This window comes from Pseudomonas sp. AN-B15 (assembly GCF_019056475.1).
Taxonomy (GTDB): domain Bacteria; phylum Pseudomonadota; class Gammaproteobacteria; order Pseudomonadales; family Pseudomonadaceae; genus Aquipseudomonas; species Aquipseudomonas parakoreensis.
Genome location: NZ_CP049737.1, coordinates 4,310,741 through 4,333,654, shown reverse-complemented (window position 1 = coordinate 4,333,654; position 22,914 = coordinate 4,310,741). Strand labels below are relative to the sequence as shown.

Below are 22,914 nucleotides of genomic sequence, written 5' to 3'. Positions count from 1 at the left end.
TTGTTAAAGGCAAGATCAAAAGATCGCAGCCTTCGGCAGCTCCTACAGGGGCTGCGATCTTTTGTTTTAGATTTTCAGCACCAACTTGCCGAAATTCTCCCCGCTGAACAATTTCATCAGTGTCTCTGGAAAGGTCTGCAGACCTTCGACGATGTCTTCCTTGCTTTTGAGTTGTCCCTTGGCCATCCAGCCGGCCATTTCCTGCGCGGCACTGGCGTATTGCGCGGCGTAGTCCATCACCACAAAGCCCTCCATGCGTGCGCGGTTGACCAGCAATGACAGGTAGTTTGCCGGGCCTTTGACCGCTTCCTTGTTGTTGTACTGGCTGATGGCGCCGCAAATCACCACCCGGGCTTTTGGCGCCAGACGACTGAGCACGGCGTCGAGGATCTCGCCGCCGACGTTATCGAAATACACGTCCACGCCTTTCGGGCACTCGCGCTTGAGCCCGGCCAGCACGTCTTCGTGCTTGTAATCGATGGCGCCGTCGAAGCCCAGTTCATCGATCAGGTACTTGCACTTGTCGGCCCCGCCGGCGATGCCGACGACCCGGCAGCCTTTGATCTTGGCGATCTGCCCGGCAATGCTGCCCACCGCGCCAGCAGCCCCGGACAGCACCACGGTGTCGCCGGCCTTCGGTGCGCCGACGTCGAGCAGCGCGAAGTAGGCGGTCATGCCGGTCATGCCCAGTGCAGACAAATACACCGGCAGCGGCGCCAGTTTCGGATCGACCTTGTAGAAACCTCTGGGCTCGCCGAGGAAATAATCCTGCACGCCGAGGGCGCCGTTGACGTAGTCGCCGACGGCAAAGCCCGGGTTGTTCGAAGCGATGACTTTGCCGACGCCCAGAGCGCGCATCACTTCACCGATTTCCACCGGCGGGATGTAGGACTTGCCCTCGTTCATCCAGCCACGCATGGCCGGGTCGAGGGACAGGTATTCGTTCTTGACCAGAATCTGCCCTGCCGCAGGTTCGCCGACCGGGACTTCCTGATAAGTGAAGGTCTCGCGGGTGGCAGCACCCACCGGGCGTTTGGCGAGCAGGAACTGGCGATTGGTCTGGCTGGTCATGGCAGGCACTCGAACTGAATGAAGTCTTGTTGATAGACCCTCAAGGCCAATGCTGCAAGGTGGGCTGATGCGGCGAATGCACGATGATCCAGTGCAGTGATAGTCGCCCGGCGGGTTTTATCACTGCGACGCATGAAGGCATAAACAGCCTTCTGATAGTGCTGATGCGGGGCGGGCCGTGATGGCTATGCTGCGAGTCTGCAAACCCTCCTGCATCTCTCCTCCGAGGACATAACAATGAGCATGACGTTTTCCGGTCAGGTTGCCGTAGTCACTGGCGCGGCCAATGGCATTGGCCGCGCGACCGCCCAGGCGTTCGCCGCCGAAGGCCTGAAAGTGGTGGTGGCCGATCTGGATGCGGCAGGGGGCGAGGGTACGGTGGCGCTGATTCGTACAGCCGGTGGTGAAGCGACCTTCGTGCGCTGCAACGTTACCGTTGAAAGCGAAGTGAAGAATCTGATGGACGAGGTGATCAATACCTACGGTCGCCTCGACTACGCCTTCAACAATGCCGGGATCGAAATCGAGCAAGGCAAGTTGGCAGATGGCTCGATGGACGAGTTCGACGCGATCATGGGCGTCAACGTCAAGGGCGTCTGGCTGTGCATGAAGTACCAGTTGCCGTTGCTGCTGGCCCAGGGCGGCGGGGCGATCGTCAACACTGCTTCAGTGGCAGGGCTTGGCGCGGCACCGAAGATGAGCATCTATGCGGCGTCCAAACACGCGGTGATTGGCCTGACCAAATCGGCGGCGATCGAATACGCGAAGAAGAAAATCCGCGTCAACGCTGTGTGCCCGGCGGTGATCGACACTGACATGTTCCGCCGGGCCTACGAGGCCGATCCGAAAAAGGGCGAGTTTGCCAATGCGATGCACCCGGTGGGGCGTATTGGCAAGGTCGAGGAAATCGCCAGTGCCGTGCTGTATCTGTGCAGCGATGGCGCGGCGTTCACCACCGGTCACTCTCTGGCCGTGGATGGCGGCGTCACTGCCTTTTGAAGCCCAATGGCAAGACCCGAGAAACCCGCCTGAGCGCGGGTTTTCTTATTCTTGGGCTGCCGTTTCTTTAAACCGCTAAACAATGTGTATCAAACGGTTAGAACGTCTGCTTTTGACGGCGTTGTCGCACAGCCTGAACGACGCGGCTGTGATTTACTGCCGCCAGCAAAACGGACAGGAGTTTGCGTGCTCATGGAATTGAGAATTGACCGACAGGCAATGGTGCCGGTCGTACAGCAGATTGTTGATGGAATGACCGAGTGGATCTCGCGAACGGGTGTGGCGCCGAGCACGCGACTGCCCTCCGTCAGACAGATAGCACGCTCCAATCTGCTCAGCCAGTCGTGTGTGACCGAGGCCTGCGAGCGGCTGGTGGCGCAAGGTATCCTGGCCCCGCGTCAGGGCGCGGGATTCATGGTCGCCGCGCACAGTCGCGCTTTGCTCGGGCTTGAATACGGGCGGGCCGAGAGCGGCTTGAAACTCGGCGAGGGCGGTTTGCCGCAAAGCTGGCGCGAGTCCGATGACCTGAGCTATGCAATCCGTCAGGTGGCGCGAACCGACATGGCGAGTCTGTTCAATTACAGCACCCCGCTGGGGTTTGCGGCGCTGCGTGCGCAGATCGTCAGACGTCTCAGGCTGATCGACATCCAGGCCCTGGCGGAACAGGTACTGACGACCTCCGGTGCCAGCCAGGCGCTGGATCTGCTCGTGCGCACGCTGGTTAAGGCCGGGGACTGCGTTGTTGTCGAAACCCCGGGCTATGCGCCGCTGTTCGAGCTGTTGCGCCTGCGTGGCGCGCAGCTGCTGGAAGTCCGGCGTACGCCAAGCGGGCCTGACCCTCAGGCGCTGGAGGCACTGTTGCGCCAGTGCCGGCCCGTCGCGATGTTCGTCAACAGCCATCACCACAATCCCACCGGTTCCTGCCTGAGTCCGTGTGTGGCACAGCAGATCCTGCGATTGTGCAACGCGCACGATGTGCAACTGATCGAAGACGATGTCTACGCCGATCTGCACAATGGCAACGGTGTACGCCTGGCCGCACTTGATGAACGGGTGATTTACGTCGGCAGTTTTTCCAAGACGCTGAGCAGCTCGCTGCGCGTCGGTTTTTTATACGCCGGGCCAGAACTGATCGCGCGTCTGGCCCGGGTCAAGATGATCAGCAGCATGGGAGCCTCGAGTTTCAATGAAGCGGTGCTGGCGAGCCTCCTGGCCAGTGGCGCCTATCGAAAAATGGTCCAGCGCCAGCGTCAACGCCTGAATACCGACCGCGTCGCCGCATTGCAGGCATTGGAGGACGCAGGCTGGGAGGTTTTCGGCAAGCCGTGTGGCGGCCTGTTCATCTGGGCCCGCTCCCCGCTGAGTGATCCGGAGCGCTTGCACAGGCATGCGCAGTGCAGTGGTGTCAGTCTCAGCCCTGCGGGGGCTTTCAGTCCGAGCGGCGAGATCAGTCAGTGGCAGCGAATCAATGTGGCCTATGCCTGTGATCCACGGGCCCGGCAGTTTTTTCGCAGTACCGGCGTGAATCGACCTCAAGCGTTCTGAAAACGACGCGTGCGTAGCTTTTTGCCATTATTCCGACGCCAGAGACTTGTGCTGCTCCATGACCGTTGCGAATCTTCGGCAACAGACTTTGGCAGGGGACTACGCGCAATGATTTCGGCCGTGCAAGGACGTTTTGCCAACCTCGGTATGGCAAAGAAACTGGGTCTCGGGTTCGTACTGGTGCTGCTGTTGACTGCGCTGGTGGCTGCCATTGGAGTCTGGTCCCTGCAGACCATCAGCCAGCGCTTCGACGGCTTGAAGCAAATGTCGTCGCTCAACAGTGCCTTGCTCAAGGTGCGGTTGCTGGAGCAGGACTATGCGCTGCACAGCAACCCGAAAACGGTTGATGCCGTGCACGAGGGCGTCGACGGTCTGTTGGCCCAGGCCGCGCAACTCAAGGCGCAGACGCCGGCGAACGGGGCGGTGATGAGCGATGTCGAGCAAGCCTTGGGCGACTATCGCAAGGCGTTTGACGAGTTCGTTTCACTGACCCAGGCCAAGGATCTGGCGCTGGAAATGGCCAGTTGGTCGGTGTCCAGCGTGGCCAATAACCTGGACGTGCTGCAAGCCGGGCTGGCCGATGATGGCGCGTACACGTTAAAGGACAGCGAAGGCAAGGATGGTGCGCAGTTCATCGAACAGGCCAGTCAGGTCAGTCAGGTGTCGCGGTTGATGCTGCAAGCGATGAACGAGGCACGGGTTCGTCTCGATCAGAGCCGCAAGGGCGATGCCGACAGTGCCGACAAGGGCAGCATCGAACAGGCGGCCCAGGCCCAGGCTCAGGCCGAGCAGTTGAAGACTACGGTCAAGGATGAGGGCTATTTGACGGTGCTCAACGAAGTGTCCGGGCACATCGCCGGTTTCAACGACAAACTGGCCGAGTACACCGGTCTGCTGGCCCAGGAAAAAACCGTCTATGAACAGTTGCACCAGCGCGCGGCGCAAGTGATGTCGCGTGTCGACCAGGCCTATGTGGCCGAAGACGGCGCGATGCAGGTGGAATTGAAGAAAAACTCGGTGCTGATCCTCGGTTCTTCGGCGTTGGCCTTATTGGTGGGGCTGATTGCCGCGTGGGTCATTACCCGGTTGATCGTCGCGCCGCTGCGCGCTGTGATGCGCGTCGCCCAGCAGATTGCGGCCGGAGATTTGAGCGCGAAAGTCGAGGTTACCCGGCGTGATGAAATCGGCCAGTTGATGCTGGCGATGCAGCAGATGGGGGCCGGGTTGAGCACGATTGTCAGCGGATTGCAGGCGGGCATCGAGCAGTTGGCCAGTTCCGCGCAATCGCTGTCGGCGGTCACCGAGCAGACCAACCTCGAGGTCAACAGCCAGAAGGAAGAGACCGAGCAGGTGGCCACGGCCATGAACCAGATGACCGCCACCGTGCATGACGTGGCGCGCAATGCCGAGGAAGCCGCGCTGGCCGCGCAAACCGCGGATGGCAAGGTCGAGACCGGGCAGCAGGTGGTGCGCCAGAGCATGGCGCGGATCGAGCAACTGGCGGATTCGGCAACGTCGGCCAGTTCGAGCATCGAAAGCCTCAGTGCGCAGATCCAGAATATCGGTACGGTGCTGGATGTGATCAAAAGCGTTGCCGAGCAGACCAACCTGCTGGCGCTCAACGCGGCGATCGAAGCAGCGCGGGCCGGGGAGCAGGGCAGGGGCTTTGCGGTGGTGGCCGATGAGGTTCGTGCGTTGGCGCGACGTACGCAGCAGTCGACGGAGGAGATCGAGCGGCTGGTCAGTACGTTGCGTTCGGCGGCGCATGCTTCCGTGCAGCAAATTCAGAGCAGTGGCGAGTTGGTGAAGCTTGCCGTCAGTGATGCGCTGCAGACCGAGAGTGCGCTGGGGAGTATTGCGGCGGCGGTTTCGTTGATTCAGCAGATGAATCAGCAGATTGCGGCGGCGGCCGAGGAGCAGAGTTCGGTGGCCGAGGAGATTAATCGCAGTGTGACGAGTATTCGTGCGAGTGCGGATCAGTCTTCGATGGCGATGCGGGGGAATGCGGTTTCGAGTGTTGAGCTGGCGCGGTTGGGGGGGGAGCTCAAGGGGATGGTGGGGCATTTTCGGCTTTGACTTGGCGGCCTCTGGGCCGACCAGGTTCTTGGGGTTTTGGGTGTATATCCGTTTTTTTGGGTGTTGCGGCTGACGGTTTCGCTCTTACAGCGACTCCCTTTGGCAAACGCCCCAAAGGAAGCAAAGGTCTTTGGCCCCAACGTACGGCCCTCGCCGTGGCTCGGGTTCCTTCGCTCCGGGATTCATCCGGGGGCATCGCCTCCGGTTTGCTTCGCTGCACCTCCTCTCGATGTGTTCGACTGCGTCGAACGGTCGCTGCGCTCCCACCCCCGGATAAACCCCTCCACTCAGCCTGCCGACGGGGCCGGTACGGCAAGATCAAGAGCTGCAGCCGAGCTTGCGCTCATCCTGTGTAGGAGCTGCCGAAGGCTGCGATCTTTTGATCTTGATCTTGATCTTGATCTTGATCGTGATCTTGACCTTGATCTTGATCTTGATCTTGATCTTGTGGGAGCTGGCTTGCCAGCGATGGCGGCCTGACAGCCGACCAATCTCTAACTGAATGTCCTCAATCGCAGCCAGTCCACCACCCACAAAAAAGCCACCTCTCGGTGGCTTCTCTTAACTCTCGACACTCAGTCGTAGATCACTTTCTTCTTCCAGTCCGCGTCGGCTTCAACTTCCTTGAGGCCTTCGGTCAACTGGTTCACTTCGCCTTCGACCGGTGCAATTTTGTCCATGACCTGAGCGTTGGCGCGGGCCAGCAGTTTTTCCAGGTATTGCAGTTGTTCCGAGTACATCTGCGGGTCTTGCTGTTTGCGCAGGTATTGCACGCCGCGTTCGAAGGCGAGGCGGGCCTGGCCTGGCTGGTTTTGTTGCAGGGATTGTTGGCCGAGGTTGTTGAAGAACTCGATGTGCAGCAGGACCAGGATGTGGCGGACTTCCTTGATCCAGTGTTTGGCTTCGTTCGGCGGCAGGAAGCCGTCGTGGGCGGCGCGGGTGATCTGGCCGTGAAGGGCTTCGAGCAGGAAGCGGACGTCCTTGGCTTTGGCTTCGGTCAGGATCGGTGCCGGCGGGTTGTTGACCGGAATCGATTCGCCCTGGGCTACCAGTGCGCTGAGTTCAGTGATCCGTGCCTTGATCGTGGCGCTGGTTTTTTCCAGGTTCAGCAGACGCTGGCAGACGTTCATTTCCAGACGCGTCAGCAGCAGCTTGAGTGCCGGCGTCATGAACTGACCGGGGAAGGTTTCAGTCAGTTCGCCGCAGCGGCGCAGGCGGTCGTTGAGTTCGACTTTGGTACGGGCCTTCTCCAGTTTGTTGTTTTCCACCACATGGTTCATGTAGCCAATGGCGATCAGAATTGCGATCCCGGCTACGACTAGCAGGGTGATCATGAGTGGTGTCACCGGTAAGACCTCTTTATAGGGTTCGCATGCGAGTGTAGTGGCTGGGCACTTGGGCGCCCAGCGCCGCTCGACGAGTTGATTCAGCAGCTTCTGTGTATATCGGCTGCACACTGCTTATATGAATGCTGGCGCAAGGTGCGCAGATTGCCATCATCGTGTTGCGGACTATAACGCCTTGGCGAGTGGCGGAATATAGGCGTCAATCGTCGGGCGACGGAAAAGCCCGAATGCTCTCGTAAAGCAGGTCGAAGTCATTGATTTAAATAAATTTATATTCGGGGGTTGACGACCTCTCAAACCATCCATAGAATGCGCGCCACTTGCAGCGTAAAGCACACAGCGAAACGCGGCAGGGAGTGAATGTTGTAGTGTGTCCCCTTCGTCTAGTGGCCTAGGACACCGCCCTTTCACGGCGGTAACAGGGGTTCGAGTCCCCTAGGGGACGCCAATGCGGGAATAGCTCAGTTGGTAGAGCACGACCTTGCCAAGGTCGGGGTCGCGAGTTCGAGTCTCGTTTCCCGCTCCAATTTTAAACAGCACTGCTTTCGGGCAGGGCTGAGTGAAACCAGAACCTGATCTTCGGAGACGGCTCTGGACACCGAAACACACACCATGTGTTCCGGGTAGCGTGTCCCCTTCGTCTAGTGGCCTAGGACACCGCCCTTTCACGGCGGTAACAGGGGTTCGAGTCCCCTAGGGGACGCCATTTGCGGGAATAGCTCAGTTGGTAGAGCACGACCTTGCCAAGGTCGGGGTCGCGAGTTCGAGTCTCGTTTCCCGCTCCAAATTCTAAAAGCGCCGCTCAGTGAGCGGCGTTTTTATTAGTGAAAGTTGTAGCCTGTCCCCTTCGTCTAGTGGCCTAGGACACCGCCCTTTCACGGCGGTAACAGGGGTTCGAGTCCCCTAGGGGACGCCATTGCGGGAATAGCTCAGTTGGTAGAGCACGACCTTGCCAAGGTCGGGGTCGCGAGTTCGAGTCTCGTTTCCCGCTCCAATTTCACAAAAACGCCGATCAGTGATGATCGGCGTTTTTGTTTGTGCAGCATTTTGCACGCAACAAAAAAGGACCTTCGGGTCCTTTTCTGTTTTCACGTCAGGCCCGCTGAATCACGGGCCTGTGTCTTGTCAGAGCTTCGGCAGCTGGCCGACACGACCCATCATCTCAGTGACGATCTGCAGGTCCAGCAGGAACTGGTCAACCGTCTTGAACTCACCGTCGGTATGGCCGGTGTATTTGACTTCAGGACGGGCCAGGCCGAATTGCACGCCGTTCGGCAAGTCATGCACCGAGGTCGCCCCGGCCGAGGTGCCGAACTCATGCTTCATGCCCAGGTTCTCAGTGGCCACCGCCAACAGTGCTTTGACCCATTCGCCTTCCGGGTTGCGATACATCGGTTCGTCGATCGAGTAGGTGAAGTCCGCGGCGACGTGGGTTTTCTTGCTCCAGGCGGCGAGTTTGTCAGCGATTTCCTTCTGCAGCACTTCTGGCGATTTACCCTTCGGTACGCGCAGGTTGACAGCCAGTTTGAAGGCCTTGTCGTCCACACCGACGTAGGTCAGCGAAGCAGTCAGCGGGCCCATGAACGAATCGGAGAAGCCGACGCCAAGTTTTTTCCCCAGATAATCCAGGCCCCAGTTGTTGGACGCATAGCGGGCAGCGTCGGTGATCTGGTTGTGCTTGAGCGCCACCTTGCCGTCGAGACCGTTGATGAAGTCGAGCATCCGCGCGACCGGGTTGACGCCGGACTCGGGTTCGGAGGAGTGCGCGGACACACCGGTGACGCTCAGCTTGACGTCTTTGCCGTCAACTTTTGCCGCCACTTTGAAGTCGCCACCGTGTTTTTTCGCGTACTCGTTGCCGGCCTTCTGCAGGCTCGCCGCCAATTGCTCCGGCTTGTCGGTGACGAGAGTAGCGACCGAAACCGACGGAATCTGGTTGGTCGCCAGGCCGCCGGTCATCGAAGTGATTTCGGCGCCACTGCCTTCAGCCTTGCGCAGCGGGAAATTGGCCATGACCGTGCCGTAGCCTTTCTCGGCGATGACCACCGGGTAACCGCCATCCAGCGCCATGTTGTAGTTCGGTGTCGGGTTGTGCTCGAAGTAGTAGGGGATCGCGTCACCCGTGGTTTCTTCAGTGGTGTCCACCAGCAGTTTGAAGTTGCGTGCCAGTGGCAGCTTTTCTTCCTTGATCACTTTCATGGCGTACATGGCGACGACGATGCCGTTCTTGTCGTCTTCGGTGCCACGGCCATACATGCGGTCGCCGATCAACGTCACTTTGAATGGATCGAGTTTGGTGCCGTCCTTCAGCACCCAGTTTTCCGGGGTGACCGGGACCACGTCGGCATGGGCGTGAATGCCCACGACGTCATCGCCGCTGCCGTCGAGGGAAATTTCATAGACACGGTTGTCGACGTTGCGGAATTTCAGGTTGAACGATTCGGCGAGGTTCTTGATCTTTTCGGCGATTTTGATGAACTCGGGATTGTCGTGCTGAGCCACGCCTTCTTTGCGGAAGGTCGGGATTTCCACCAGTTCGCGCAGCGTTTCCAGGGCGGCTTTGCCGTACTTGGCGCGGGTGTAGATGCCCAGCAGGCGATTGATCTCGTTCTGCTGCTCGGCGGTCAGGGTCTTGTTGTCGAGAAAACCATTGATCGCCGGGGCGAGGTTGTCGGTCTTGCCCGGATTGCTGCTCGCGACCGCACCGAGAAACTGACGAAAATCGCTGACCGTCGTATTGCTGAACGCCTTGAGGATCGCAGCACTTTGCTCGGGGCTGATGTTGGCTTGGGCCGGCAGGGTGAACGACGAAAGACTGGCCAGAACCAGGCTTGTGGCAGCCAGACGCTTGAGGGAAAAATTCATTGCAGTGGGCATTCCTTTGCAGGCATTTACAGGGGAAGTGTTTGAAAGTTGAAACAAATCTTTTCCAAGCTAACACCACGAAGGTGTTAAAGGGGAGTCCCTGAAGTGGGATCCGTCGCACAGAAATGCAAAAGCGGCGCACAAACGAAAAAGGCCCGATCGGTGTTGAACGGATCGGGCCTTTTGTTTTGGCGCAGCGTTTACATCGACAGCACCAGCCTGCCGGCGAACAGAATCAGGATCACGCCCATGCTGCGTTCGAACCAATGGCCCATGCGCATGAACAGGGACCGCACCCGGCTGCTGGAAAAAAACAGTGCGACGATCACGAACCATAGCGCGTTGACGAAGCACATCCACACCCCGTACAGCGCCTGGATGTTCAGCGGCGTAGTGGCGCTGATGATCGTGGTGAAGATCGCCAGGAAAAACAGCGTGGCCTTGGGGTTGGTCGCATTGGTCAGAAAGCCGGTGCTGAACGCCTTGAACAGTGACTGCGCGACCAGCGGCTCGTCGGTATTGTTTTCACCCTCGAGCGTGGACTTCGGTTTACTGCGAATCAGGCTGATGCCGAGGTAAAAGATGTACGCGCCACCGATCACCTTGGCCACGGTCAGCAACCACGGCGTGGTGTGCATGAGCGCGCCAACACCGAGCAAAGTATAGAGAACGTGCACCGAAATACCGGCGCCGATGCCCAGTGCGGTGCAGATGCCCACCAGTCGGCCGAAGCGGACGCTCTGGCGGATGGTCACGGCGAAGTCCGGGCCGGGAGCGACCACGGCCAGAAAGTGAATGGTGGCCAGTGCCAGAAACTCGCCCAGGTAGTTCGATAACATCTCAGCTCCAGAAGGTCAGGGGTGAAGCATTGCCGCGATAGCCGACAAAGAATGAAAGGCTCAGTCGCGGATCCGCTACGCCCGGCGTCACCGAGTGCATGCAGCGCGAATTGAACATGATGAAATCGCCCGGCTCCGGCCGCACTTCCAGGGTCGGTGGGCCGAGCAGCGCCGGGTCGATGCCATAGCTGTCGCCGCGCATCTCGTCGAACCGGTCCGGGCTGATAGCGTCGTCCCACATCTGCAGCGCACCGCCCTCGGTCGGCATGTTCAGGTACACGTTGCAGGCGAACTGCGCCTCCAGGCTGCGGGCCTGAAAGCTGTCCGGGGCGTCCTTGGCGAAAATGTCGTGATGAGCGAGGAAACACACACCGGGTTTGACCACCCGTGACAGGCCGACATACATCTTGCGGCCATAGAGGTTTTCCAGATGAGCGCCGGCCGGCCAGGACTCGTCGAGCATGCAGCGCAGGGTATCGACCGGCGAGGAGTAGGGGGCGCAACGTTCGCGCAGTTCAGCGATGTTGCGGGTGGCGCGTTCGAAGTAGTCCTCGATCAGCAGCGGCTGGTTTTCCGCCTCGTAAAACGCCATGCCGATGCGGCCGATGCTCGGCGCGTTGATGTAGCCTTCAAAGCCCGGAGCCAGAATCTTGTCGCCAAGCTGAACCGCCAGCGGCTCCGGCAGAAAGCCTTTGACGCGGATGGCGAGGACTTCTTCGTTGGCCAGTTTTTTTATGCACGTCTCATCGAGACGCTCGACGTCTAGCATCATTGTTTTAGGTCCATCTATCGATAGTCAACGGAACCGGCGAGTGCGGTTCCCCCGGCGCCGGACGCTGCGCGAGGCAGCGTCCGAGATGCTTAATCCACGCTGTAGTGGACGGATAACGTGCCTTTCTTCTGCGAAAGGGAAGCGATCGTGACTGTGCCCAAATCCTTCAGGCTGCGTACATGGGTGCCACCACAGCCGTAGGCCGGCAGCTCGCCAAAACCGATTTCCCGCGCGCCTTCGCGCAGCGAGGTCAGGCGGGGCAGGTCGTGTTCGATCCACTCACGAATACCGTACTGAACGGTTGGTGCGTCGACTTCCTGAGCCGCATCGCCCGGTTTGAACTGCACCCGGCCTTCGTCTGGCCAGTGGTGCGCCTTGACCGGCGTCCAGCCCATGGCTTGCACGAAATGCCCGATCAGGTGCCCGGCTGAATGCATGCGGGTGTTGTAGCGGCGACGTTGTTCATCGACATGGATGCAGGTCATGCCGAGTTTCACCGGACGGTCGACGTAATGCACGATCCGATCCGGCTCCTGGATCACGCGCAGCACCTGGCTTTCGCCGATCATGCCGGTATCGCAAGGCTGCCCACCGCCTTGCGGATGAAACAGCGTGGCGCGCAACACCACGGCAAATTCGTTCTCGTGGGGCGTGCAGTCGAGGACTTCCACATTAGCCTTGAGGTCATCACTATGGAAAAAGAGGCGAAGCGTCATATTCCATGCCCTTATTAAAGTGTCTTTTTTTATTATATGAATCGTGCAATAACGTGATAATCCGTTCAAACATCAAAGGACTTGTGCGCTGTGAGCATCAATCTTCCGCTGCCACTGCTCGGTGAAATGGCGATCTTCGTCAAGGTCGTGGAGACCGGCAGTTTCTCCGAAGCCGCCCGCCAGCTGGGTTCCTCGCCGTCGGCGATCAGTCGCAGCATTTCCCGACTGGAAAAGGCTCTGGCCACGCGTTTGCTGCAGCGCACGACGCGTAAATTGCGTCTGAGTGATGGTGGTGAAGAAGTGTTCAAGCGCTGTCAGGAGATGGTCAGCGCCGCTAAATCGGTGATGGAGATCAGTGGGCAGTTCACCCACGAGGCGGAAGGGCTGGTGCGGGTCAGCGTGCCGAAAGCGGTCGGACGCTTCGTGATTCATCCGCACATGCCCGAGTTTCTGCGGCGTTATCCGAAAGTCGATGTCGAGTTGCTGCTGGAAGACCGCCAGGTTGATTTGATTGACGATCATGTCGACCTGGCGATTCGTATTACGGACCGTCCGCCGGCCGGGCTGGTCGGGCGACAGTTGCTGACCATCGACCATTTGCTCTGCGCCACCCCGCAATACCTGGCCGACCACGGCACACCGACGCATCCGCATGATCTGCTCAATCACAGTTGTATCTATCTGGGAGAAACCCCGAGCGATGCCCGCTGGAAATTCAAGAAGGGCAGTAAAGCGGTGACGGTCGGTGTGCGTGGCCGCTATGCCGCCAACCACACCGGCGTGCGGCTCGGAGCCGTGTTGCAGCACATTGGTATCGGCAGCTTGCCGTACTTCACCGCGCGTTATGCGCTGGAGCAGAAACTGATTGTGCAGGTGCTGCCGGAGTGGACATTCCTCGCGTCCTATCACGGTGGGCTGTGGCTGCTGCATTCACCGACGCGTTATCTGCCGCCGAAGCTGCGGGTGTTCATCGATTATCTGGTGGAGTGTCTGGAGAAAGAGCCGACGTTGAGCAAGCCGGGGAAGGCGGGTGCGCCGAATAATCTGGCGATGGCGTATGAATTGCCGGAGAGTGAGGGCCTGCTTTAAAAGCAAAAGATCACAGCCTGCGGCAGCTCCTGCAGAGATCACATGTATTCCCTGTAGGAGCTGCCGCAGGCTGCGATCTTTTGATCTTCAAACCCTTAAATCAGTGCTTGCTGTCCTGGGCAGACATCGCCAGCAACTGTTTTTCCTGGTTCCAGTCGAACGATTCGTCGTTCTGTTCGGCTTCGTAGCGACGTTCTTCCAGTGCCTGATACAGGTCGATTTCTTCATCGGACAGGTAGTGCAGGCAGTCGCCAGCGAAGAACCACAGCAGATCCCGCGGGATCAGGTGGGCAATTTGCGGATAGCGGGTAATCACTTGGGTCAGGATGTCCTGGCCCAGGTACTGGCTTTCGATCGGATCGATCGGCAGGGATGCCAGCAGTTCGTCAAAGCGCTCCAGGAACAAGGCATGGCTTTCTTCGGGAACCTGATCGGCCTCACCTACGGCGACCAGGATACTGCGCAGGTGGTCGAGCAAAACAAGATGATCGGCAACGACGTTGGACACGAGATAAGTCCTCAAGAGCAAAACGGGCGCGGGAGTATAAAGCTCTCGCGCCCGTTTTTCACAAATAAACAGCTACACGGTCGTCAGCATCAACGGACTTTGCCTTCTGCCTGTTTCAGTTCTTCCTTGTCGAAATCATCGACGTCGATCACCTTGCGCCGTGCCGCTTCAGCATCGCGCAGGGTTTGCGCCTCCGCCGCTTGCAACACCCCGGCCTCCAGTGCGGCGTCGATAGCGTGTTCGCCCGCCGCCGGTTTGACCTGGCCGCTTTTCAGCGCAGTGTGCAGTTTCTTGTGCAGGGGTTGCGCGGCACCCAGCAGATCGCTGGCGTGTTGCAGGGCACCCACGGCATCGTCGGCGGACTGCGGGCGATAGCAACCGGCGAGCAGTTCTTCGAGAGTCGGATCGCCTTTGGCGCGACCAATAACAGCTGCCACTTCGGCACCGAGCTTGTCCGATGGGCCTTTGTGGCGACGGCCGAACGGGAACACGATCACCCGCAGCAGGCAGCCAAACACTTTGTTCGGGAAGTTGCTCAGCAGCTCATCCAGTGCCCGTTCCGACTGACCGAGGCTTTCTTCCATCGCCCAACGGAACAGCGGCTCCATATGCGCCGGCGAATCCAGGTCGTGATAACGCTTGAGCGCGGCGGAGGCCAGGTACAGGTTGCTCAATACATCGCCGAGACGCGCCGACAGGCGTTCGCGACGCTTCAGTTCGCCACCCAGCAACATCATGCTGAAGTCGGCGAGCATGGCGAAAGCCGCTGCCTGCCGATTGAGTGCGCGGAAATAACCTTGGCTGATCCTGTCCCCTGGCGCATGTTCGAAGTGGCCAAAGCCCAGGTTCAGCACCAGGGTGCTGGCGGCGTTGCCGACGGCAAAACCGATGTGCTTGAGCAGCAGGCCATCGAATTCTTTCAATGCCTGTTCCTTGTCTTCACGGCCGGCGAGGGCCATTTCCTTGAGCACGAAGGGATGGCAGCGAATGGCGCCCTGACCGAAGATCATCAGGTTGCGCGAAAGGATGTTGGCGCCTTCCACGGTGATGAAGATCGGCGCGCCGTTCCAGCTGCGCCCGAGGTAGTTGTTCGGACCCATGATGATCGCCTTGCCGCCGTGCACGTCCATGGCGTGGGTGATGCACTCGCGGCCGCGTTCGGTCAGGTGGTACTTGAGAATCGCCGACAGCACCGACGGTTTCTCGCCCAGATCCACTGCGTTGGCAGTCAGCATCCGCGCGGCGTCCATCATCCAGGCGTTGCCACCGATCCGCGCCATGGCTTCCTGAATGCCTTCGAAGGCCGACAGCGGGACGTTGAACTGCTCACGAATCTGCGCGTACTGACCGGTCACCAGGCTGGTGAACTTGGCCGCGCCAGTGCCGACGGCTGGCAGCGAGATCGAACGCCCGACCGACAGGCAGTTCATCAGCATCATCCAGCCCTTGCCGAGCATTTCCTGGCCGCCGATGAGATAGTCCAGCGGGATGAATACGTCTTTGCCCGAGTTCGGGCCGTTCATGAATGCGGCACCCAGTGGCAGGTGTCGACGGCCGATTTCCACGCCCGGGGTATCGGTGGGAATCAGCGCCAGGCTGATGCCGAGATCTTCCTTGTCACCCAGCAGATGCTCCGGGTCATAGGCTTTGAAGGCCAGACCGAGCAGGGTCGCCACCGGACCGAGGGTGATGTAGCGTTTTTCCCAGTTCAGGCGCAGGCCGATGACTTCCTGGCCGTCCCATTGACCTTTGCAGATGATCCCGGTGTCCGGCATCGCTCCAGCATCGGAGCCGGCCAGCGGACCGGTGAGGGCGAAGCACGGAATGTCGTCGCCACGGGCCAGTCGCGGCAGGTAGTGATTGCGTTGTTCGTCGGTGCCGTAATGCAGCAGCAGTTCGGCCGGGCCGAGGGAGTTGGGCACCATTACGGTGGAGGCGAGGTCGCCGCTGCGGGTGGCGAGCTTCATCGCCACTTGCGAGTGAGCGTAGGCGGAAAAGCCCTTGCCACCGAATTCCTTGGGAATGATCAGGGCGAAGAAGCCGTGTTCCTTGATGTGGCTCCAGGCTTCTGGCGGCAGGTCCATCGACTGGCCGATCTGCCAGTCAGTGACCATCGCGCAGAGCTCTTCGGTGGGGCCGTCGATAAAGGCCTGTTCCTCTTCGCTCAGTTGCGCTTTCGGGTAGGACAGCAGCTTGTCCCAGTCCGGACGGCCGCTGAACAGCTCGCCGTCCCACCAGACGGTACCGGCATCGATCGCGTCGCGTTCGGTCTGCGACATCGGCGGCAGGGTTTTCTGGAACCAGTTGAACAGCGGCGCGGTGAAGTGTTTGCGGCGCAGGTCGGGCAGCAGCAACGGCGCAGCAACCACCGCGAGCACGACCCACAGCACCAGCAGCAACCAGCCCGGCGCATGGCTGAAAATACCCATCGCCAGCAGGTAAATGGCGACGATGCCCAACGCGGGCAGCGGGGCGATGCGGCGGTGAGCGAGGTACGCCACACCGACGATCAGAACCAGTATCCACAACAACAGCATATGTAATCCTCCGTGAACCAGGGCCAACCGACCCACCAGAGCTTAGACGGCATCTGTAAAACGGGTGGTCAGAACATGGTGATTGAACTCGTGGGAAACCCCGGATGGTTTTCGTAGGTTCGGTGGGCAACACCCGTGGGAAATCGTTCGCCATTCCCGCGTCTTCGCGTGCATGTTTGGCCGAAACGTCGTTATCTCTGTGCTTGAGCTGTCGCTAGACTCGGGGCTCCCCCAGGAGAACATCGTAATGCGCGAGTATCTGAGTCCCGGCCGCTTCATCGATAGTGACCACCCGGCGGTGGTGGAGTTCGCCGAACAGCACCGCGGTGCCAGCCGTGACCCGCTCGAGCAGGCGCTCGGTCTCTATTACGCCGTACGTGAAGCGGTGCGCTACAACCCCTACACGTTCAGCCTCGACCCGCAGACCCTGTGTGGCAGCCATGCGCTGGCGACCGGAGAAAGTTATTGCGTGCCCAAGGCCACCTTGCTGGCCGGGTGTGCGCGGCATTGCGGCATTCCCGCACGCATCGGTCTGGCCGACGTCAGGAATCACCTGTCGACCCCGCGTTTGCTGGAGCTGTTGCGCAGCGATGTGTTCGCCATGCACGGCTACACCGAGCTGTTCCTCAACGACCGTTGGGTCAAGGCCACACCGGCCTTCAACCAGCAACTGTGCGAACTGTTCAACGTCGCACCGTTGGACTTTGACGGGATCCATGACAGCGTTTTCCACCCGTACAACCGAGACGGCGCGTTGCTGATGGAGTATCTGGTCGATCACGGGCAGTTCGCCGATGTGCCGGAACAGTTCTTCTTCGAACATCTGGAAAAGTGCTACCCGCACCTGTTCGGCGAACATCAGGCGAAGGTGCTGGGCGATATGCAGAGTGATTTGAGCCGTACATGATCCGGCGTATGCTGCCTGCCCACGCATTGAAAAAGAGGCGGTCATGCTGAAGATCTGGGGACGGAAAAACTCATCGAATGTCAGGAAGCCACTGTGGGCCGCCGAAGAGCTTGGCCTGGCCTATGAGGCGATTGACGCGGGTGGCGCTTTCGGGGTGGTCGACACACCTGAGTATCGTGCGATGAACCCGAACGGCCGGGTCCCGGTGATCGAGGATGACGGCTTCGTGCTGTGGGAATCGAATGCGATCGTGCGTTACCTGCTGGCCAAACATGCGCCGAACAGCCAATGGTTTCCGGCAGACCTGCAAGCCCGGGCCATCGCCGACAAATGGATGGACTGGACCACCTCGAGTTTTGCCGGGCCGTTCCGCACGGTGTTCTGGGGTGTGGTGCGTACGCCAGCGGACCAGCAGGACTGGCCAGCGATCAACGCCGCAATCAAGGAGTGCACGGCCCTGCTGGCCATGGCCGATCAGGCCCTCGCCAGCCAGCCATACCTGTCCGGCCGAGAAATCGGCATGGGCGATATTCCCCTCGGCAGTTTCATTTATGCCTGGTTCGAGATGCCCATCGAACGCGCCGCGCAGCCGCATCTGGAGGCCTGGTACGCACGGTTGAAGCAGCGTCCGGCCTATCAGAAAGCGGTTATGACCGCGTTGACTTGATAATAACTATCGACACTCTTGACTGTACTTGTGTGGCGGCGGCAAGCACCATTGCGTTCACGCGCCGTGGTTGTTTTGTTCGCCTCCCGGCCCAATCTTTCCTTTTCTTCCCTTCTTGGTGCGTAAATCCGATATGAGTTCCGCTCTGTCCATCCGGCAGCTAACCAAAACCTACGGCAACGGGTTCCAGGCCTTGAGTGGTATCGATCTGGACGTCGCCGAAGGTGACTTTTTCGCCTTGCTCGGCCCTAATGGCGCGGGCAAATCCACGACCATCGGCATTCTCTCGACCCTGGTCAACAAGACCAGCGGCACGGTGAATATCTTCGGTCATGACCTGGACAAGAACCCCGCCGCGCTCAAGCGCTCGATCGGCGTGGTGCCCCAGGAATTCAACTTCAACCAGTTCGAAAAGACTTTCGACATCGTCGTGACCCAGGCCGGTTACTACGGCATTCCGGCGAAAGTCGCCAAGGAGCGCGCCGAGCAGTACCTGACCCAGCTTGGCCTGTGGGACAAGCGCGATGTGCCGTCGCGCTCGCTGTCCGGCGGCATGAAGCGGCGTCTGATGATTGCCCGCGCCCTGGTGCATGAGCCGCGCCTGCTGATCCTCGATGAGCCGACCGCAGGCGTCGACATTGAACTGCGTCGTTCGATGTGGACATTCCTCACCGAGCTGAACCAGAAAGGCATCACCATCATCCTCACCACGCACTATCTGGAGGAGGCTGAGCAGTTGTGCCGCAACATCGGCATCATCGACCACGGCACCATCGTCGAGAACACCAGCATGAAACAGCTGCTGGGCCAATTGCACGTCGAGACCTTCCTGCTGGATCTGAAAAACGACTTGCACGCTGCGCCACAATTGATCGGCTATCCCGCGCGGTTGCTCGACGGCCATACCCTGGAGGTCCAGGTCGACAAATCCATGGGCATCACCGCGCTGTTCACTCAGTTGGCGCAACAGAACATCGAAGTGCTGAGCCTGCGTAACAAAACCAATCGCCTCGAGGAGCTGTTCGTGTCCCTGGTGGAGAAAAATCTGTCGAAGGTGGCGGTATGAGTTCCGAATTGCGCCCCAACCTCGTCGCCCTCAATACCATCGTTTACCGTGAAGTCCGGCGTTTTACCCGGATCTGGCCGCAGACCCTGCTGCCGCCGGCGATCACCATGGTTCTGTATTTCGTGATCTTCGGTAACCTGATCGGCAAGCAGATCGGCGGCATGGGTGGCTTCAGTTACATGGAGTACATCGTGCCGGGGCTGATCATGATGTCGGTGATTACCAACTCCTACGGCAACGTGGTCTCGAGCTTCTTCGGCAGCAAGTTCCAGCGTTCCATCGAGGAACTGATGGTCTCGCCGGTGTCGCCGCACACCATTCTGATCGGCTACACCATCGGCGGCGTGCTGCGTGGTCTGATGGTCGGGGTGATCGTGACCATTCTGTCGCTGTTCTTCACCCATCTGCAGGTGCATCACCTCGGCGTGACCTTGTTGGTGGTGATTCTGACCGCGACGATCTTCTCGCTGCTGGGCTTCATCAACGCGGTGTTTGCGCGCAACTTCGATGATATTTCGATCATCCCGACGTTTGTGCTGACGCCGCTGACCTACCTCGGTGGCGTGTTCTACTCGATCACCTTGCTGCCGCCGTTCTGGCAGACCGTGTCGCTGGCCAACCCGGTGCTGCACATGGTCAACGCTTTCCGCTACGGCATTCTCGGGGTGTCGGATATCCGCATCGGTATCGCGATCACCTTCATGCTGGTGGCGACTGTGGTGTTGTACCTCGGTTGTGCGCGGTTGCTGGTGAGTGGGCGCGGAATGCGGACCTGATCCGATACCACGTCGCTGCCATCGCGGGCAAGCCCGCTCCCACAGGATTTGTGTCGTTCAAAAAATTTCGGGCAAACCAGATTCTGTGGGAGCGGGCTTGCCCGCGATGGGGCCCATTCAGACGCTACAAAAAACGGCCTCCCTTGCGGAGGCCGTTTTGCATTCAATGCACGCGGTTCTTTTTGCGTCGCGCCCATTGCCGCGCCACCCACCAGCGCCAGTACAGCATCACCGTGAAGTAGGCGAGGATGCCCAGAAGCAGTCCGCATACCACCGACCCCAGCAAAAACGGCTGCCACATGGTCGAGAGCTCGCCGCTGATCCATTCCCAGGTCAAGGAGTCGGGCAGGGTGCGGGCGGGCACATTCATCAACCAGGCTCCGGCCTGATAAGTACAGAAAAACACCGCCGGCATGGTGATCGGGTTGGTCAGCCACACGAGGCTGACGGCAATCGGCATGTTGCCGCGCACGGTGATCGCCAGTGCGGCCGCCACCAGCATCTGCGCCGGAATCGGCAGGAACGCGGCGAACAGGCCGACGGCCATCGCCCGGGCCACCGAGTGACGATTGAGGTGCCAGAGGTTCGGGTCATGCAACAACTTGCCGAGAAAGCGTAAGGATTTGTGTTCCCTGATGCTCGTCGGGTCGGGCATGTAACGTTTGAATAAGCGCCGGGGCATAAGGCTTCTCGGTCGGTTAAGGCGGCAAGTATGTCTGGATTCTACGAAGCGCCCATTCAGACTTTGTGACAATTGTTGACGACGCCCCGCCTTCGCAGCAGCTATGCCTAACGCAGGAACCCTCAAGGACAGGCTTATGCGCACAGGGATGATGGCGCTGGCAGTCGGTCTGCTGGTACCCGTTTTTTTGCCGGTTTTACCGCCGGTCGGGTTGATGATGTTGTTGCCATTGGTGGGACTGATGTTGCTGCCGTTTCGCAGCTATCCGCTGGCGTTTCTGCTGTTCGGTTTCACCTGGGCGTGCGTCAGTGCACTGTGGGCGTTGAATGATCGCCTGCCGGCAGCGCTTGACGGCGAAACCCGTTGGGTCGAGGGGCGGGTGGTCGGCTTGCCGCAAACCAGCGAGGGTGTCGTGCGCTTCGAGCTCGCCGATGCCCGCTCGCGACACGAGAAATTGCCGTCGTTGATGCGTCTGGCGTGGCACGCCGGGCCGCCGCTCAACAGCGGCGAGCGTTGGCGGCTGGCGGTGAAGCTCAAGCGCCCGAGTGGCCTGCTCAATCCCGATGCGTTCGATTACGAAGCGTGGCTACTGGCGCAACGCATCGGCGCGACCGGCACGATCAAAGACGGTCAGCGCCTGGCCGAGGCCAGTTGGGCGTGGCGCGACAGCATTCGCCAGCGCTTGCTTGAAGTGGACACGCAGGGCCGGGGCGGTGCATTGGCGGCGCTGGTGCTCGGTGACGGCTCCGGGCTCAGTCGCGAGGATTGGCAGATCCTGCAGGACACCGGCACCGTGCATCTGCTGGTGATTTCCGGTCAACACATCGGGATGTTGGCGGCGGTCGTGTATCTGCTGATCGCCGGGCTGGCGCGCTATGGCTGGTGGCCGCTGCGCTGGCCCTGGCTGCCATGGGCCTGTGGGCTGGCGTTTGCCGCAGCGCTCGGCTACGGCTTGCTCGCCGGGTTTGATGTGCCGGTGCAACGGGCCTGCGTGATGGTCGGGCTGGTGTTGTTGTGGCGCCTGCGCTTTCGCCATCTCGGCGCGTGGTGGCCGCTGTTGCTGGCCTTCAATGCGCTGCTGTTATTCGATCCGTTGGCCAGTTTGCGTCCCGGTTTTTGGCTGTCGTTCGCCGCCGTGGGGATTTTGATTTTCACCTTCGGCGGGCGCCTCGGCGCGTGGAATTGGTGGCAGACCTGGACCCGGGCGCAATGGCTGATTGCGCTGGGCCTGTGCCCGCTGTTGCTGGCGCTGAACCTGCCGATCAGCCTCAGCGGCCCTCTGGCGAATCTGCTGGCGGTGCCGTGGGTCAGTCTGCTGGTGCTGCCACCAGCGCTGCTGGGCACGCTATTGTTGCCGGTGCCTTACGTCGGTGCAGGCTTGTTGTGGCTGGCCGGTGGTTTGATCGACTGGCTGTTTCGCGGCTTGTCGGTGATCGCCGGGATCTGGCCGGCATGGATCTCACCGTCGCTGCCGTGGTGGACCTTGTTGATTGGCAGTCTCGGGGCCGTATTGTTGCTGTTGCCGCGCGGTGTGCCCTTGCGACCATTGGGCTGGCCGTTGCTGTTGATTTTGCTGGCGCCGCCTCGCGAGCGGGTGGCCGAGGGACTGGCTGATATCTGGCAACTTGATGTCGGTCAGGGCCTGGCGATCCTGATCCGCACGCGTCATCACACATTGCTCTACGACACCGGTCCACGTTTCGGCGATTTCGATCTGGGGCAGCGAGTGGTGCTGCCGGCGCTGCACAAACTGGGGGTTGAGCGCATCGACCTGATGCTGCTCAGTCATGCCGATGCCGACCATGCCGGTGGTGCGCTGGCGGTATCACGCGGCTTGAAAGTGACACGGGTGATCAGCGGCGATCCTCCGGGGCTGCCCGCCATCCTGCGGGCCGAAGCCTGTGAAAGCGGACGTCAATGGCAGTGGGACGGGGTCCGGTTTCAGCTGTGGCAGTGGTCGGCGGCCCATGACAGCAATCAGCGCTCCTGCGTGTTGCAGATCGAGGCCAATGGCGAGCGTCTGTTGCTGACCGGCGATATCGACACGGCTGCCGAACGGGCTCTGCTGGAGAGTCCGTTGGCGCTACCAACGCACTGGCTGCAAGCGCCGCATCATGGCAGTCGCAGTTCGTCTTCAATGGCGCTGCTTCGGGCACTGAGGCCGCATTCGGTGCTGATCTCCCGGGGGCAGGGCAATTCGTTCGGGCATCCGCACCCGCTGGTGCTGGCGCGTTATCGTCAGCAAGGGTTGCGCATCTACGACAGCGCGCAGCACGGCGCCATCCATCTGCGCCTGGGCGGCTTTCAGGCGCCGTGGCTGATGCGTCAACAGCGGCGTTTCTGGCGTTGAAACACCATTGATCGCGGGATCGGCGAATGCGGCATCAGGTCGTCGGGGCGGCGGGTCTTAATCGCGAACCGGTATGGTAAAGTGGCGCACTTTTTCGAGGGGA

19 protein-coding genes and 6 tRNA genes are annotated in these 22,914 nt (G+C 60.1%); 15 read left to right on the top strand and 10 right to left on the bottom strand.

The window, feature by feature from the left end; all coding sequences use genetic code 11:
- Positions 1 to 66: 66 nt before the first annotated feature.
- Positions 67 to 1,071: an NADP-dependent oxidoreductase gene (locus GTQ41_RS19575; RefSeq protein WP_047295721.1), complete on the bottom strand. Its 1,005-nt coding sequence runs from the start codon at positions 1,069 to 1,071 to the stop codon at positions 67 to 69.
- 237 nt (positions 1,072 to 1,308) lie between these two features.
- Between GTQ41_RS19575 and GTQ41_RS19570 the strand changes: the two genes are divergently transcribed.
- The 3 genes from GTQ41_RS19570 to GTQ41_RS19560 all read left to right on the top strand — a co-directional run bounded on the left by GTQ41_RS19570 (position 1,309) and on the right by GTQ41_RS19560 (position 5,691).
- Positions 1,309 to 2,070, top strand: coding sequence for an SDR family oxidoreductase (locus GTQ41_RS19570; RefSeq protein ID WP_041073750.1), 762 nt, complete (start codon positions 1,309 to 1,311; stop codon positions 2,068 to 2,070).
- 192 nt (positions 2,071 to 2,262) lie between these two features.
- On the top strand, positions 2,263 to 3,615 hold the full coding sequence (locus GTQ41_RS19565; protein ID WP_047295719.1) for a PLP-dependent aminotransferase family protein: 1,353 nt from the start codon (positions 2,263 to 2,265) through the stop codon (positions 3,613 to 3,615).
- 108 nt (positions 3,616 to 3,723) lie between these two features.
- Positions 3,724 to 5,691 (top strand): methyl-accepting chemotaxis protein, encoded by a 1,968-nt coding sequence (locus tag GTQ41_RS19560; RefSeq protein ID WP_047295717.1) that lies wholly within the window; start codon positions 3,724 to 3,726, stop codon positions 5,689 to 5,691.
- A gap of 318 nt (positions 5,692 to 6,009) precedes the next feature.
- On the opposite strand, the gene GTQ41_RS19555 is transcribed toward GTQ41_RS19560, so the two are convergent.
- Together GTQ41_RS19555 and GTQ41_RS19550 are read right to left on the bottom strand one after the other, a co-directional pair.
- Entirely contained in the window at positions 6,010 to 6,225 is a 216-nt protein-coding gene (locus GTQ41_RS19555) for a hypothetical protein (RefSeq protein ID WP_047295714.1), read from the bottom strand.
- A gap of 41 nt (positions 6,226 to 6,266) precedes the next feature.
- Positions 6,267 to 7,025: a hypothetical protein gene (locus tag GTQ41_RS19550; protein WP_183082861.1), complete on the bottom strand. Its 759-nt coding sequence runs from the start codon at positions 7,023 to 7,025 to the stop codon at positions 6,267 to 6,269.
- Between the two features lie 384 nt (positions 7,026 to 7,409).
- On the opposite strand from GTQ41_RS19550, the gene GTQ41_RS19545 reads away from it, so the two are divergent.
- The 6 genes from GTQ41_RS19545 to GTQ41_RS19520 all read left to right on the top strand — a co-directional run bounded on the left by GTQ41_RS19545 (position 7,410) and on the right by GTQ41_RS19520 (position 8,031).
- Positions 7,410 to 7,485 (top strand) — tRNA-Glu (locus tag GTQ41_RS19545).
- Positions 7,486 to 7,487: 2 nt separating this feature from the next.
- Positions 7,488 to 7,563: transfer RNA gene (locus GTQ41_RS19540), tRNA-Gly, on the top strand.
- Positions 7,564 to 7,667: 104 nt separating this feature from the next.
- A tRNA-Glu gene (locus GTQ41_RS19535) sits at positions 7,668 to 7,743 on the top strand.
- A gap of 3 nt (positions 7,744 to 7,746) precedes the next feature.
- A tRNA-Gly gene (locus GTQ41_RS19530) sits at positions 7,747 to 7,822 on the top strand.
- Positions 7,823 to 7,877: 55 nt separating this feature from the next.
- Positions 7,878 to 7,953: transfer RNA gene (locus GTQ41_RS19525), tRNA-Glu, on the top strand.
- Positions 7,954 to 7,955: 2 nt separating this feature from the next.
- Positions 7,956 to 8,031: transfer RNA gene (locus GTQ41_RS19520), tRNA-Gly, on the top strand.
- Positions 8,032 to 8,162: 131 nt separating this feature from the next.
- On the opposite strand, the gene GTQ41_RS19515 is transcribed toward GTQ41_RS19520, so the two are convergent.
- From GTQ41_RS19515 to GTQ41_RS19500, 4 genes are all read right to left on the bottom strand, one after another.
- Entirely contained in the window at positions 8,163 to 9,902 is a 1,740-nt protein-coding gene (locus GTQ41_RS19515) for a dipeptidase (protein ID WP_047295710.1), read from the bottom strand.
- Between the two features lie 200 nt (positions 9,903 to 10,102).
- Entirely contained in the window at positions 10,103 to 10,741 is a 639-nt protein-coding gene (locus GTQ41_RS19510) for a LysE family translocator (RefSeq protein WP_047295709.1), read from the bottom strand.
- A gap of 1 nt (position 10,742) precedes the next feature.
- On the bottom strand, positions 10,743 to 11,513 hold the full coding sequence (locus GTQ41_RS19505) for a 2OG-Fe(II) oxygenase (protein ID WP_047295707.1): 771 nt from the start codon (positions 11,511 to 11,513) through the stop codon (positions 10,743 to 10,745).
- 89 nt (positions 11,514 to 11,602) lie between these two features.
- Positions 11,603 to 12,229, bottom strand: a complete 627-nt coding sequence (locus tag GTQ41_RS19500; RefSeq protein WP_047295705.1) for a serine-tRNA(Ala) deacylase AlaX — start codon at positions 12,227 to 12,229, stop codon at positions 11,603 to 11,605.
- 90 nt (positions 12,230 to 12,319) lie between these two features.
- Here GTQ41_RS19500 and GTQ41_RS19495 point away from each other — a divergent pair, with 90 nt between their 5' ends.
- Positions 12,320 to 13,318, top strand: a complete 999-nt coding sequence (locus tag GTQ41_RS19495) for a LysR family transcriptional regulator (RefSeq protein WP_041069083.1) — start codon at positions 12,320 to 12,322, stop codon at positions 13,316 to 13,318.
- Between the two features lie 100 nt (positions 13,319 to 13,418).
- Here the strand turns inward: GTQ41_RS19495 and GTQ41_RS19490 are convergent, their stop codons facing one another.
- Complete coding sequence (locus GTQ41_RS19490) at positions 13,419 to 13,826, bottom strand: PA2817 family protein (protein WP_047295704.1); 408 nt, start codon at positions 13,824 to 13,826, stop codon at positions 13,419 to 13,421.
- 89 nt (positions 13,827 to 13,915) lie between these two features.
- The gene (locus GTQ41_RS19485; protein ID WP_047295702.1) at positions 13,916 to 16,363 is read right to left on the bottom strand and encodes an acyl-CoA dehydrogenase; all 2,448 of its coding nucleotides are present in this window, start codon (positions 16,361 to 16,363) and stop codon (positions 13,916 to 13,918) included.
- A 247-nt stretch (positions 16,364 to 16,610) separates the two neighbouring features.
- On the opposite strand from GTQ41_RS19485, the gene GTQ41_RS19480 reads away from it, so the two are divergent.
- The 4 genes from GTQ41_RS19480 (at position 16,611) to GTQ41_RS19465 (ending at position 19,779) form a co-directional block, all read left to right on the top strand.
- Positions 16,611 to 17,270 (top strand): transglutaminase family protein, encoded by a 660-nt coding sequence (locus tag GTQ41_RS19480; protein ID WP_047295700.1) that lies wholly within the window; start codon positions 16,611 to 16,613, stop codon positions 17,268 to 17,270.
- A 43-nt stretch (positions 17,271 to 17,313) separates the two neighbouring features.
- Entirely contained in the window at positions 17,314 to 17,937 is a 624-nt protein-coding gene (locus tag GTQ41_RS19475) for a glutathione S-transferase family protein (RefSeq protein WP_047295698.1), read from the top strand.
- 133 nt (positions 17,938 to 18,070) lie between these two features.
- Positions 18,071 to 19,003 carry an ABC transporter ATP-binding protein gene (locus GTQ41_RS19470; RefSeq protein ID WP_041069096.1) on the top strand — a complete coding sequence of 311 codons (933 nt, stop codon included), beginning with the start codon at positions 18,071 to 18,073 and terminating at the stop codon, positions 19,001 to 19,003.
- The gene (locus GTQ41_RS19465) at positions 19,000 to 19,779 is read left to right on the top strand and encodes an ABC transporter permease (protein WP_041069097.1); all 780 of its coding nucleotides are present in this window, start codon (positions 19,000 to 19,002) and stop codon (positions 19,777 to 19,779) included. Before GTQ41_RS19470 ends, GTQ41_RS19465 begins: the two co-directional genes overlap by 4 nt.
- A 163-nt stretch (positions 19,780 to 19,942) precedes the next feature.
- Here the strand turns inward: GTQ41_RS19465 and GTQ41_RS19460 are convergent, their stop codons facing one another.
- Entirely contained in the window at positions 19,943 to 20,461 is a 519-nt protein-coding gene (locus GTQ41_RS19460) for a DUF2062 domain-containing protein (protein ID WP_047295696.1), read from the bottom strand.
- A gap of 136 nt (positions 20,462 to 20,597) precedes the next feature.
- Here GTQ41_RS19460 and GTQ41_RS19455 point away from each other — a divergent pair, with 136 nt between their 5' ends.
- Positions 20,598 to 22,811 carry a DNA internalization-related competence protein ComEC/Rec2 gene (locus GTQ41_RS19455; RefSeq protein ID WP_047295694.1) on the top strand — a complete coding sequence of 738 codons (2,214 nt, stop codon included), beginning with the start codon at positions 20,598 to 20,600 and terminating at the stop codon, positions 22,809 to 22,811.
- Positions 22,812 to 22,914 lie beyond the last annotated feature (103 nt).

Bases quoted from the DNA above. Each gene is read 5' to 3' on its own strand.
- GTQ41_RS19575 (WP_047295721.1), bottom strand. From the start codon at position 1,071: ATGACCAGCCAGACCAATCGCCAGTTCCTGCTCGCCAAACGCCCGGTG.
- GTQ41_RS19570 (WP_041073750.1), top strand. From the start codon at position 1,309: ATGAGCATGACGTTTTCCGGTCAGGTTGCCGTAGTCACTGGCGCGGCC.
- GTQ41_RS19565 (WP_047295719.1), top strand. From the start codon at position 2,263: ATGGAATTGAGAATTGACCGACAGGCAATGGTGCCGGTCGTACAGCAG.
- GTQ41_RS19560 (WP_047295717.1), top strand. From the start codon at position 3,724: ATGATTTCGGCCGTGCAAGGACGTTTTGCCAACCTCGGTATGGCAAAG.
- GTQ41_RS19550 (WP_183082861.1), bottom strand. From the start codon at position 7,025: ATGATCACCCTGCTAGTCGTAGCCGGGATCGCAATTCTGATCGCCATT.
- GTQ41_RS19515 (WP_047295710.1), bottom strand. From the start codon at position 9,902: ATGAATTTTTCCCTCAAGCGTCTGGCTGCCACAAGCCTGGTTCTGGCC.
- GTQ41_RS19510 (WP_047295709.1), bottom strand. From the start codon at position 10,741: ATGTTATCGAACTACCTGGGCGAGTTTCTGGCACTGGCCACCATTCAC.
- GTQ41_RS19505 (WP_047295707.1), bottom strand. From the start codon at position 11,513: ATGATGCTAGACGTCGAGCGTCTCGATGAGACGTGCATAAAAAAACTG.
- GTQ41_RS19500 (WP_047295705.1), bottom strand. From the start codon at position 12,229: ATGACGCTTCGCCTCTTTTTCCATAGTGATGACCTCAAGGCTAATGTG.
- GTQ41_RS19485 (WP_047295702.1), bottom strand. From the start codon at position 16,363: ATGCTGTTGTTGTGGATACTGGTTCTGATCGTCGGTGTGGCGTACCTC.
- GTQ41_RS19480 (WP_047295700.1), top strand. From the start codon at position 16,611: ATGCGCGAGTATCTGAGTCCCGGCCGCTTCATCGATAGTGACCACCCG.
- GTQ41_RS19475 (WP_047295698.1), top strand. From the start codon at position 17,314: ATGCTGAAGATCTGGGGACGGAAAAACTCATCGAATGTCAGGAAGCCA.
- GTQ41_RS19470 (WP_041069096.1), top strand. From the start codon at position 18,071: ATGAGTTCCGCTCTGTCCATCCGGCAGCTAACCAAAACCTACGGCAAC.
- GTQ41_RS19465 (WP_041069097.1), top strand. From the start codon at position 19,000: ATGAGTTCCGAATTGCGCCCCAACCTCGTCGCCCTCAATACCATCGTT.
- GTQ41_RS19460 (WP_047295696.1), bottom strand. From the start codon at position 20,461: ATGCCCCGGCGCTTATTCAAACGTTACATGCCCGACCCGACGAGCATC.
- GTQ41_RS19455 (WP_047295694.1), top strand. From the start codon at position 20,598: ATGCGCACAGGGATGATGGCGCTGGCAGTCGGTCTGCTGGTACCCGTT.